Annotated in this window: 9 protein-coding genes; 8 read left to right on the plus strand and 1 reads right to left on the minus strand. The window is 32.6% G+C overall.

What is annotated here, in order from left to right; all coding sequences use genetic code 11:
* Positions 1 to 985: 985 nt before the first annotated feature.
* The 8 genes from AST99_RS00545 to AST99_RS00580 all read left to right on the plus strand — a co-directional run bounded on the left by AST99_RS00545 (position 986) and on the right by AST99_RS00580 (position 12,212).
* Complete coding sequence (locus tag AST99_RS00545) at positions 986 to 1,228, plus strand: helix-turn-helix transcriptional regulator (RefSeq protein WP_057778030.1); 243 nt, start codon at positions 986 to 988, stop codon at positions 1,226 to 1,228.
* The gene (locus tag AST99_RS00550) at positions 1,200 to 1,517 is read left to right on the plus strand and encodes a HipA N-terminal domain-containing protein (protein WP_057778031.1); all 318 of its coding nucleotides are present in this window, start codon (positions 1,200 to 1,202) and stop codon (positions 1,515 to 1,517) included. Before AST99_RS00545 ends, AST99_RS00550 begins: the two co-directional genes overlap by 29 nt.
* A complete protein-coding gene (locus AST99_RS00555) occupies positions 1,514 to 2,470 on the plus strand; it encodes a HipA domain-containing protein (RefSeq protein ID WP_057778034.1) in 957 nt (318 codons plus the stop codon). The genes AST99_RS00550 and AST99_RS00555 overlap by 4 nt, the downstream gene beginning before the upstream one ends.
* 76 nt (positions 2,471 to 2,546) lie before the next feature.
* Positions 2,547 to 5,114 carry a type I restriction-modification system subunit M gene (locus AST99_RS00560; protein WP_069727774.1) on the plus strand — a complete coding sequence of 856 codons (2,568 nt, stop codon included), beginning with the start codon at positions 2,547 to 2,549 and terminating at the stop codon, positions 5,112 to 5,114.
* The gene (locus AST99_RS00565) at positions 5,104 to 6,312 is read left to right on the plus strand and encodes a restriction endonuclease subunit S (protein WP_057778036.1); all 1,209 of its coding nucleotides are present in this window, start codon (positions 5,104 to 5,106) and stop codon (positions 6,310 to 6,312) included. The genes AST99_RS00560 and AST99_RS00565 overlap by 11 nt, the downstream gene beginning before the upstream one ends.
* A 26-nt stretch (positions 6,313 to 6,338) precedes the next feature.
* Positions 6,339 to 8,183 (plus strand): DUF262 domain-containing protein, encoded by a 1,845-nt coding sequence (locus AST99_RS00570; RefSeq protein WP_057778038.1) that lies wholly within the window; start codon positions 6,339 to 6,341, stop codon positions 8,181 to 8,183.
* A 4-nt stretch (positions 8,184 to 8,187) separates the two neighbouring features.
* Positions 8,188 to 11,532, plus strand: coding sequence for a type I restriction endonuclease subunit R (locus AST99_RS00575; protein WP_057778041.1), 3,345 nt, complete (start codon positions 8,188 to 8,190; stop codon positions 11,530 to 11,532).
* Entirely contained in the window at positions 11,532 to 12,212 is a 681-nt protein-coding gene (locus AST99_RS00580) for a M48 family metallopeptidase (protein WP_057778043.1), read from the plus strand. The genes AST99_RS00575 and AST99_RS00580 overlap by 1 nt, the downstream gene beginning before the upstream one ends.
* Positions 12,213 to 12,262: 50 nt before the next feature.
* On the opposite strand, the gene AST99_RS00585 is transcribed toward AST99_RS00580, so the two are convergent.
* The gene (locus AST99_RS00585; protein ID WP_057778045.1) at positions 12,263 to 12,607 is read right to left on the minus strand and encodes a hypothetical protein; all 345 of its coding nucleotides are present in this window, start codon (positions 12,605 to 12,607) and stop codon (positions 12,263 to 12,265) included.
* Between the last annotated feature and the right edge of the window lie 157 nt (positions 12,608 to 12,764).

Raw genomic sequence — 12,764 nt, forward strand, 5'->3', positions numbered from 1 at the left:
AATGTACTCTTGTATTCTTATAACACTATAGCTTTATATAGAGATACTTTTATATCAATGTATTCTTATAACATTATATTTTAAAGCTTTGTTATAAGTTGTTTAAAAAGATTATTTCTATAAGTGATTGGCTATTTTTAGATAAAATATTATTAAAAGAGATCTGTAAATATTTATTTAAAAATTATAAGTGCAAGATGTACTTTTCTAATCTTGCTTTATTATTTCTCGTTAATTTCAAGTGGTAATAGACAATGGGGAAACACATCCAAATGTGAAGTGCAAGATGTGCCACTTTCCGTACAATTTTGCAAATTGCGGAAACTAGCATTCCTGCTTACTATCGTAAGAGTGCTTTTTTCGGAACTCAAAAACCTTAAAAAAAAACAATGAAAAATAATAAGATTAGAAGAATTGAATTAAGGTAAGTTGCCAGAAAAGATAATTGGTTAGAAGTTTGTAAATGTGAAAAATCAACTCTAATTGATCCTGTAATTACTAGGTTAGAAGGGGATATAACACGTTGCGATATAAAAACTAATGAAGGATTATTTGAAAAAAAAGTAGTAAAAAGAATCAAAGTTGAAAGTTATATAAACCAAGTTTTAAAGAGTATTAATATTTCACAGAATGTAAGTGAGAAGAATTTGTGCCGTTTATTGAACTTCTATCTGAATGCAATTTGATAATTCAAGGCAAAAACAATAGCTAAGGTTTACTCTAAAAATAACAAGAGTGAGTTTGTTCAATCTATCGGATAATTATGGTGTTTTTATATAAATATATAAGCATTGTGTGACGCCTGCCGCTAAGGCTCATTTCAAAAATCAGTTGATTGTTTCGAGTTAAATTATAAAAAAATCAACTGATTTTTAAAACGTAAAATACACCTTTTCAGGTATAATAACTACACGAAAATATAATATACACCCATACAGGTATAATATGAATATATTTTATTATATTGTACCCATAAAGGTATATTATGAATAATTGGGATAGAGAGAACGGTATAGCTCAATTTGTAAGAAATAGGCGTAAAAAAGCAAAACTTACCCAGGTAGAGTTATCAGACTTCACAGGAGTAGGACTACGTTTTGTACGCGAACTTGAACAAGGAAAGCCAAATCTAATGTCAGACAAAGTAAATCAAGTACTCTTATTTTTTGGACACACATTAACACCAACACCTATAAGCGATGAGACAAGGAGAAATATGGGTAAATAATACACTTGCAGGTGTTTTAACTGAAGGTGACAATGATTATAATTTTGAATATAAAAAAGCATACTTAGAAAAAGAAGGTGCAATGCAAGTTAGTGTAACCCTGCCTCTACAAAAAGAACCTTTTAAATCTGAGCAATTATTTCCTTTTTTTGATGGTTTAATCCCCGAAGGTTGGTTGCTAGATATTGCACAAAAAAACTGGAAAATAAACCCAAGAGATCGTATGGGATTATTATTAACTACATGCAGAGATTGTATTGGTAATATTAGCATAATAGAGAAAGTATGAAGTATTGCTTAGCTTGTCTTAAAAAACTAAATAAAGGAGATAATAATTATCACCAAAAATGTCTTGCAGATTTTTGGCAAGAAGATACGCCTGTACTAGAGCTAGATTATGAGTTATCTCAAATCGACGATTTAGCGAAAGAAAACGTAGCACAAAGAATTATTGTCACAGGTGTACAACCTAAATTATCATTAGGCTTTACAGAAGAAAACACTCAAAATCGACTAACTATTGTTGGAGCGCTAAACGGAAGATATATTTTAAAACCGCCTTTTCAATTATACCCACAAATGCCAGAGATTGAGGCTTTGTCCATGTTGTTAACCCAAGCTTGTGGTGTAGCAACAGTTCCTTTTTTATTAATTCCTTTAAAAGATGGATCATTAGCATATCTAACTAAGCGAATAGATCGTAATACCACTGGTGAAAAATATCCAATGGAAGATGCTTGTCAATTTACAGAACGGTTAACAGAACATAAATATCGAGGTTCTTATGAGCAAATAGCAAAAGGAATTCTTCGATATACTCAAAACCCTTTACTGGAAACCGTAAAATTTTATCAGCAAGTCATTGTATCTTTCTTAATTGGGAATAATGATATGCATCTAAAGAACTTTTCTATAATAGCCAATGATAGTAAACATTATGAATTGTCTCCTGCTTATGATATGGTTGCTGTAAAAATGTTAATTCCAGAAGATCAAGAAGAATTAGCGTTAAATCTTAACGGAAAAAAGCGAAAATTAAAACGTGAAGATTTTAATGAAGCTATGTTAAAAGCTCATATTCCACAAAAAGCAATTGAAAACCTTTGGAAACGTATCGAAAAAGGAATAGGAAGTTGGGGAGCGTTAATTGATAATAGTTGTCTTAATGATAAAAACAAAGAAGATTTAAAAGTATTAATTAAGCACAGAACGAGGCAATTAGACATCCAAAATAAGATGTAATTTTTGACTGTATTTTGATTATACAAATATCAAAACAAAGTAAAATATAAAGAGTTAAAACTCATAGAATAAAACAATGAATAAAAAACTAACCCTTTCATGGCTAGAAGGTTTCCTTATGGATGCCTGCGATATATTAAGAGGTAACATGGATGCCTCAGAGTTTAAAGAATACATTTTCGGGATGTTATTCTTAAAACGTTTAAGCGATAAGTACGAACAAGATCGTGCTATTCGTTTAAAAGAATTACAAGCCAAAGGATTGTCTGAAGATAAAATAAACCAAGCCTTAGAGCGTGCAAACGCCTACCAATACTATGTGCCAACTCGCGCACGTTGGAATTATAAAACTACCAACGAAGAAGGACAAGAGGTTAACGAAGGGATTCTTCACCTTAAAAAAGATGTGGGAGATCATTTAAATAAAGCTTTAGAAGCTTTAGAAGAAGAAAATCCTGATAAATTATCTGGGGTGTTAACCAATGTCAACTTTAACCGTACCATTGGTAAAAACAAAAACGCTTTAAGTGATGAAAAACTAATAGAATTCATCACACATTTTAATAAAGTAAGTTTAACAGACGACCGTTTTGAGTTTCCAGACCTTTTAGGTACTGCCTACGAGTATTTAATAAAATATTTTGCAGATAGTGCAGGTAAAAAAGGCGGTGAATTCTATACACCAAACGAAGTGGTGAAATTATTAGTAACGCTGTTAGAACCTGAAGAAGAATCGTCAATTTACGATCCAACTTGTGGCTCTGGTGGTATGCTAATTGAAAACAAAAACTATGTAGAAGCGCGTTATGGTGATGCATCGCGTTTGAGTTTCCATGGTCAAGAATTAAGTGGTACAACATGGTCTTTATGTAAAATGAACATGTTATTCCATGATATTTTCGATGCCGAAATTCTACAAGGAGATACCATAGCGAATCCATTACACGTAGAAAACGGCGAATTAAAACGTTTTGATATTGTTATAGCCAACCCACCATTTTCTGCAAATTATAGCGACATTAAAAACTTCCGTGATCGTTTCCATTACTGGATGCCTAAAAAGAAAAAAGCCGACTTTATGTTTGTGCAACACATGGTATCGGTGTTAAAAGACAATGGTCGTATGGCGGTAGTAATGCCACATGGGGTGTTGTTTAGAGGTAGCGAAGAAAAAAGCATGCGCCAATGGTTGGTAGACCGTGGGTATTTAGAAGCAGTGGTTGGTTTGCCATCTGGTTTGTTTTATGGTACAGGAATTCCTGCTTCTGTATTAATTATCAATAAAAAAGGAGCAGCACAACGTAATGAGGTGTTATTTATTAATGCTGATAGAGAATACAAAGAAGGCAAAAACCAAAACAAATTGCGTCCAGAAGATATTGCTAAAATTAGCTACATCTATAAAAGCAAAGAAAATTTAGAAGGCTATGCTAGAAACATTTCTAAAACTAATTTAGAAAAAGAAGATTACAATTTTAATATCCGTAGGTATGTAGATAATAGTCCGCCTGCCGAACCGCAAGATATCAATGCACATTTACATGGTGGTATTCCAACTGCTGAAGTTGATGAATTAGAATCTTATTGGAATAATTACTTAAGCTTACGAACAGCCATTTATCATAAATCACCTAAAATAGGTTATGATATTTTGGTAGATAATGTAACATCTAAAGAACAAATAAAAACTATTGTTTTAGAACACGATGATGTTGTTTTAAAAAGAAAAGAATACACCAATGGCGTAAACCAATGGTGGACAAACAATGTACCGAAACTAGAAGCCTTACCAGAGCAGAAAAATGTGTACGATTTATACAGAGATTTCTCTGTGAGCATTGCCAACGATTTTAGTGCCTTAGGGATTTTAGACTTACACAAAAGTAGAGGTGCTTTTGCTGCCTATTGGGATGTTTTAGAAACCGATTTAAAATCGATTGCAGCAAGTGGTTGGAATGCCGAATTAATTCCTGCGGAAGACATACTACAATCGCAATTCCCGGAAGTATTAGAAGAATTAGCCACTAACGAAGCACGACGCGACGAGTTAGAAGCGGTATTTAACGAAGTAAACGAATTGGAAGAAGGCGAGTTTGACGAAGACAATTACGAAGTCTTCCCAAGCGACGTATTAAAAGAACTTAAAACTAACATTAAAACCTACAACGCTGATATTAGAGAGCTGAAGAAAGAAATTAAAGCGCTAAAAATTAGAATTAAAGCCAATGAAGATGCCACTGCATTAACACAAGAGCTAACCCAAAAACAAAAAGCCCAAACCCAAGCCGAAACCAAAAAAACAATCATTGAGCAACAGCTAGCCAAACACACAGAACTCACCAACGAGTTAAAAACCTGCAAAGCCACCATTGCCGAAATAAAAGCCAAAAAAGAAGACTTGGTTGCCAAAGCACGCGAAAAAATAACACCAGAAGAAGCCAAAACATTAATACTTACCCGTTTTAAAGCCGTGTTACACCATACCGTAATGGATTACGTCAACCGCTACGAACGTGCTTTAATTACCGAACTAGAAACCCGCTACACCAAATACCAAAATACATTGGTTAATATTCTAGATAATAGAGAAAAAGCAGCTAACCAATTGAATAACTTTTTAATGGAATTGGGTTATGAGGGATAATTGGGAAGAATGCTTGTTTGAAGGAGAAACATCTTTAATAACGAAAGGTACAACGCCAACATCGTTAGGTAAAGAATTTAAAGAATCTGGAATCAATTTTATCAAAGCTGAAAGTATTACTAATTCAGGTAAGTTTATACCTGAATCTTTTGCTTTTATCGACGAAGAAACTCACGCGATTTTAAGACGTTCACAGCTTCAAGTTGATGATATTTTATTTTCAATTGCTGGAGTTCTAGGAAGAATTGCAGTTGTTGATAAAACTATTATTCCTGCTAACACTAATCAAGCACTTGCGCTAATCAGATTATCCAATAGTTCTATTTTGGATAGAGATTACATTAAATACTATCTAAATGGAGCATTCATAAAGGATCAAATAAGAAGAATTAATGTGCAAGCTGCTCAAGCAAACTTTAGTTTAGGTGATATTGGTAGATTAAACATTCAATATCCACCTCTACCACAACAAAAAAAAATAGCCAAAATCCTATCTACCGTAGATGCCGTTATAGAAAAAACCGAAAGCGCTATTGCCAAATACCAAGCCATAAAACAGGGTTTAATGCACGATTTGTTTGAATTACGAACAGACGATTATTGGGTTTTTTATGAACTAGGTGAAATTGCTAATATAATTGACCCGCATCCTAGTCACAGAGCACCAAGTATAGATGACAGAGGTATTCCTTTTGTTGGTATTGGTGATATTGATGAATCAGGTAATTTAATTAAAAATGCGAGAAAGGTTTCGGAAAAAATTTTCGATGAACACTCGATGAGATATAAATTAAGCAACAAAACAATTGGATTTGGAAGAGTTGCTACTATCGGAAAAATAATTCGATTCAAGAATTATGATTTTAAATTTACTATTTCACCAACAATGGCAATAATAAATCCAACAAAAATCGAAAGTGATTATTTGTCCTTTGCATTAGATAGTGATTATATGAAAACCCAAATAGACAAATTATTAACAGGTTCTACAAGGTCTTCATTAGGTATCGAATTGTTAAGAAAATTAATCGTAAAGGTGCCAGTAGATGTAGATGAGAAAATTAAAATTTCAAAAGCACTTAATTCTATTGTGCAAAAAATAGATTTAGAAAAACAAGTATTAACCAAATACCAACAATTAAAAGCAGGTTTACTGCAAGATTTGTTAACGGGTAAGGTTGCCGTGAGTGTAGATTAGAAAATAAAGTAAAAAAGAATATTGAAATGTCTAAAATAGAAAACCATAAATTTACCATAGAAGAAGCCTTTAACGATTGCTTTTATATCGTTCCAGATTACCAACGCGAATATGTGTGGAGTGATAAGGAAGTAAATAAATTACTAGACGATTTAAATAACGAAATAGAGAGTGGTTCTGCTAGTGAGTATTTTATTGGTACTATTTTGGTGTCGCCAACCCAACATAAAAAACAGTATGATGTTATAGATGGGCAACAACGTTTAACTACATTTTTCTTAATGCTTTGTGCACTTAAAGCCTTGTTTAAAGGCGAGCCGCAAGAGGCAATTTTAAGCAACCTAATTAGCACTAGCTTTACAGATAGCGATGGCGAAATTAGTACCAGTTTAAAGTTAAACCCTAAATACGAAAATGCAGAAGAGGTAATTACTGCCATTATAAAATCGGGGAATCAGCCAGAAACCATTAAAGCATTGCTAAATGCAGCAGGTGTGTCACAATTTGGTGCTTTAGAAAATATTATAAATGCTTACACAACCATTTACCAGTACCTAAAATATAATTATCAAGAAACAGGAACGTTAAAAAAGTATTGGGGTAATTTATCAAACAACGTGGTATTTATTCAAATATCAACAGATGTTAGTAGTGCATTAAAGATTTTTGAAACTATTAATGAACGTGGTGTTGGTTTAAATCCTATGGATTTACTAAAAAATCTATTGTTTACAAATGTTAAGTTAGACGAGTTTACCAAACTTAAAAACGAATGGAAAAAAATAACCAATCCGTTAGAAGAAAATAAAGAAAAACCATTGCGTTTTTTACGTTATTTTTTAATGGCAAATTATACAATTTCAAACCATAGAAGTGATGGTATTGTAAGAGAAGACGAAATTTATGATTGGTTTTCTAAAAAAGAAAATATAACTGCTAGTAACTACCAAAAAGAACCTTTTGTATTTGTTCGAAAAATAATTAAAACGGTATCTAACTTTTTATTGTTAACCAAAGGAAAAGGAAACGATGGAGAAGATAACGTCTACATGAATAATATTAGAAAACTAACAGGTGGCGGTTTTAGTTTACATTATGTAATTCTTTTAGCATCATACAATCTACCAAAAGACCTTTTTGATCATTTATTAAAACAATTAGAAACCTTTTTGTTTTACTTTATGGTTACTAGAACTTCAACTAAAATATTAGAACGTAACTTTTCTGATTGGGCAGATGAGTTAAGAGCTATTTCAAATAGTACAGATTATGCAACTCAAAAAGTGCAATTAAACGAGTTTATTTCTAATCGTTTCGAAAAAAGCACAATAAGTAAGCAACCAGAACTTATAGATGCTTTAAGACGCTATCATTTTTACTCGTTACAGCAATATAGAACTAGATATATTCTAGCCAAATTTACACAACATGTAAATATGGCATATAAAGGCTTGTTAAGCCCAGATAATTTAAACGATTATACCAATTTAGAAATTGAGCATATTTTACCAAATACGCCAAATCAAGAATTGTTAAACGATTTCATTTTACATCCTGATAATAAAGACAAAGAGTATCAGCAATACAAAGTAAAATTAGGGAATTTGACGCTTTTAGAGAAGCCAATTAATATAGTCGCTAGTCGAGATTTTTTTAAGAATAAAAAATCGCAATATAAAATGAGTAAGTATTACTTAACAAGTAGTTTAGATGCTCTTAATAATGTTGGGGAAAATACATCTATTACAAGAATAAATACAAAGCTTAAACCTTTTAATGATGAATGGACTGCTAAACAAATTGATGAAAGACAAGAAATGTTATTAGAATTAGCAGCAGATATCTGGAAAATAGAACCTTTACAAGATTAATAATATGGCAGAATACACCAATGTAGAAAAACCATTTTTAGAAAAACTAAAAGACCTTGATTGGCGAATAATCGACCAGGGGAGTTTTGGTATTCCACAAGATCCCGCCAAAAGTTTGCGTACTAGTTTTAAAGAAGTCACGCTTAAGCAAGAGTTTATAAAAGCGATTAAAAAAATAAATGTTGTTGATGGTGTAAATTGGTTAAGCGATAAACAGGTAGAAGATTTATATAATGAAACCATTGCAACCGAAAAAGCAAACTTATCTTTATTAGAAGCCAATAAGCAAGTTTTTGAAAAACTAATTGGTGTGACCAAAACCACAGTCGCAAAAAATGAAATTACAGGAGAAGAAAACCCATTAGTAAAACTCGTAGATTTTAAAAATTGGGAGAATAACGCGTTTGTAGCCATTAACCAATTTAGAATTGTTACGCCTGGTGGGCCAAGAGATGGCATCATTCCAGACATTGTATTATTTGTAAATGGTTTGCCTTTTTGTGTTGTAGAATGTAAAGATGTAGATGTTGCAGACCCAATTTCTAGTGCGGTAGATCAGATCATGCGTTATGCGAATACACGTGGTGATGATTTTGGTTTTACAGATGGTGAAGAACGTTTATTTCATTATAATTTATTTAGCATCGCAACCCATGGCGAAGAAGCACGTGTAGGTTCTATCTCTGGAGATTTTGAGTATTATTTAAACTGGAAAGATATCTTTCCTGAAGCTTATAAAAATGTAGATGTTCTAAACTATGCAGCAGAAGAAACGGCTAGATATCAAAACAACGGATTACATAATGACCCAAGAGTACGCCAAGAAGTGTTAATTAAAGGCATCTTAAACAAAGAAATCTTATTAGACATTTTACAACACTTCACCTTGTTCATGGAAATAAAGGAAGGTACTGAAATTAAGGTGGTTTGTCGCTATCAGCAGTACCGAGCAGTAGGTAAAATATTAGATAGAATGCGTAACGAAACTTCAGGAAAAACGCGTTCTGGAGTGGTGTGGCATACGCAAGGGTCTGGTAAGTCGTTAACCATGGTGTTTTTTGTGCGTAAGTTACGTTCGCAAGCAGATTTGAAAGATTACAAAGTCATTATGATGGTAGATCGTAAAGATTTAGAAAAACAGTTATCTGCCACGGCTCGTTTAACCAATGAGTTTAAAGAAGCCAATATTGTGGGGTCGCGTAAAGAATTAGTGCCAAAGTTAAGTGGTACTGCATCTAACTTAAATATGGTTATGGTACATAAGTTTGTGCAAGAAGAATTAAAACATTCTAAAGCACTTATGAAAGCTTTTGTGGAAGAAGGCAAAGTGCCAGAATTTAAACCGTTTGACGTGGTGAACACATCAGACAGAATAGTTATTTTGATTGATGAAGCCCACAGAACCCAAGGTGGTGATATGGGGGATAATTTATTTACCGCATTTCCACAAGCGACTAAAATTGCATTTACAGGAACACCTTTATTAACCGATAGGCATAAACAAAAAACACACGAGCGTTTTGGTGGTACTGGCGAGTTTATCGACACCTACAAAATTAGAGAAGCTGTAGATGATCGTGCAACCTTAGATATTATTTACATCGGTAAAACAACCAACGACAATATAAAATCGAGAGAAGCTTTTGATGCCGACTTTGAAGATGTTTTTAAAAAGCAAAGCAAGGAAGAAAAAGAAGAAATCCAAAAGCGTTACGGGACCATGCAAGCCTATTTAGAAAACATGGACCGTTTACGAAAAATTGCTAAAGATTTAGTAAAGCATTATGTAGATGATATCTTACCAAATGGGTTTAAAGCCATGGTAGTAGGGAGTTCTATAGTGGCGGCAGCTCGTTATCAATATTTAATTGATGAGGCTTTAAAAGAGCGAGCAGCATTAGAAAGAAATAAACCGGAACCAGATATAGACTTAATTAAAAAGATTGAATTTATAAAAATTGGTACAGTGGTTACCAAACAAGATAATAATGAGCAAGCATTTATTAGTGCAGCACGTAAAAATGCAAGAGAAATAAAAGCAGTAGATAACTTTAAAAAAGATTTTGATTATAGTACAGATGAAGCAGGGAATTATTTAAAACCAGAAACGGGTGTTGCTTTTTTATGTGTTTGCGATAAACTATTAACAGGTTTTGATGCACCTATTGCTCAAGTCATGTATTTAGACAAAAGCATTAGGGAACATGACTTGTTACAAGCTATTGCACGTGTAAATCGTACTAAAAAGGATAAAACACATGGTATTTTAGTAGACTACTTTGGCGTATCCAACCATTTAAAAGATGCCTTAAATATTTGGGGAGCAGAAGACGAAGAAGATATCAAAGAGCTGTTAGAATACTTTAGAGATATCAATAAAGAAATACCAGTGTTAGAAGCACGTTACAACCGAATGATTCAGCTGTTTACAGACAAAGGTATAATCGATTTCAAGAAATTTGCCGAGCAACGCATGACAGATAAAGATGCAGAGTTTCAACTAGCAGAAGACTGTATTGCATTAGCAGAATCTATTCCGTTTAGAGCACAATTTGATACCTATATAAAAGCGTTTTTTGATAGCTTGGATCTGCTGTTTCATTCGGAAGCTGCAAGAAAGTATTACATTCCAGCAAAACGTTTTGGATATCTATTAGTCCGTATTAAAAACCGTTATAAAGATCCAAGCATGGACTTAAAATGGGCAAAACCTAAGGTGCGTAAAATGATTGATGAGCATCTAGAAACCTTAGGTATCGATAGTCGAGTAGCTCCTGTTAGTTTATTGTCTAAAGATTTCGCAAAAGAAGTAGGTAAGCTTGGTAAAAACTCAAAATCTAAAGCGTCAGAAATGGAGCATGCCATTAGAAGGCATATAAAAGTAAATATTAATAAAGATCCTGCCTTATATAAACGTTTCCTTAAGAGAATGGAAGAAATTATAGAGCGTTATCAGGGTAACTGGGATGCTATTGTAGAAGAGTTTGAAAGAGTAAGAGAAGATCTAGAAAAAGGAAGACAAGGAGAAAATGAAGAAGAAGGATTAGATGACCAAGAATTACCATTCTATGACTTTATAATCTTTAGTGCTTTTAAAGATGAGGTAGTAACGGAAAAAGAAAAAGAAGCCTTAAAAGCATTAATTATAGAATTGGTAAACCTTTTACAAGATGCTATTAATAAACCTAATTTTTGGGGAGGCAGACCAGCCGAAATTAGAAAGTTACAAGGAGAAGTAGAAGATTTAATATCGTTTAACGATGTAGATAAAGTATCTAAATTGCATGCTAAATTAAGTGTAGAAATCATGAATTTAGCTAAACGTAGACATCAAGAATTAACCAAGTAATGAGAGTATCTGGAGTAGACATAGTTATTCAAAAAAGTGAACGTAAAACAGTAAGCATCTTTATAGAAAGAGATGGAACTGTTTCTGCGCGTGTTCCTGAAAAACTAAGTGATGATGAAATTAGAGATATAATAAAAGCGAAAGAATACCAAATCTTTAAAAATTTAGCAGAGTGGACACAGCTTAATGAAAATGCAGTTAAGAGAGAGTATGTGAATGGACAATCGTTTTTATATCTAGGACGTAATTATCGCTTGAAATTGGTAGATGAAAAACTGGAAGGTATTCAGTTTAAAAGGAATACATTTTTGCTAAGCAAAACAGATAAGAACAAAGCAAAGGAGCTATTTGTTACCTTTTATAAAGATAAATTGAACAGTAAAATTCATCCAATAATTGAACGCTATAAAAATCAACTAGGAGTAGAGCCCAATCAAATTAAAGTCATGGAACTACAAAACCGTTGGGCATCTTGTACACCAAATGGTAACGTAAATTTTCATTGGAAATGTGCCATGGCACCAATTGATGTGTTGCATTATATTATTGTTCATGAATTGGTTCATTTAATTCATAACAATCATACCCAAGCCTTTTGGAATGAAGTAGATAAAGTTTTACCTAATTACCAAGAGCAAGTTAACTGGCTAAAAATTAATGGTGTTGGAATGAGTTTGTAAAAAGTGTCTTTAATGAATTTACACAGTTTATGAGATACTGCCAAAAAAAGTTAACTTTCCGTATTTATGTTTAGTTTTTCTTGTGTTACAAAATCAATAAAATCAGTTTTTAACATCCTAAAAGCGATTTTCTGTTCATCAACTATAATACTACTCATGGTAATAAATCCGCATAAAGTTGCTCCTTCGTTAGTTTTTTTCCATGTTCTATTTAGGTTTTCTAATTCCACCATTTGTTCTTCCACAAGTTCTAAATCAAACCCAGAGGCATCAATATAGAAAGTAAGTAATCGTTTATCAGAGTCCTTTATGAAATCGATGTTTTTTACTGATATACCATCTTCTAGCTTTGATAATTCCAGTTTTAATATTTGATAGATAAGGTTATTTTGCATTAGTTATATTTCTATTATTATTCGTGTGTATTATACCTAAAACTTGTCAAAATATTATCATTCATGTTGTTTATTGCAATTGTTTCTTTCAAATTAAAACAAACAAGATTTAGCAGACTTAGTAAATGTAAACAAAAAATTGAGAATGAATTAAACT

This window comes from Formosa algae, assembly GCF_001439665.1.
GTDB classification, from domain to species: Bacteria; Bacteroidota; Bacteroidia; order Flavobacteriales; family Flavobacteriaceae; genus Formosa; species Formosa algae.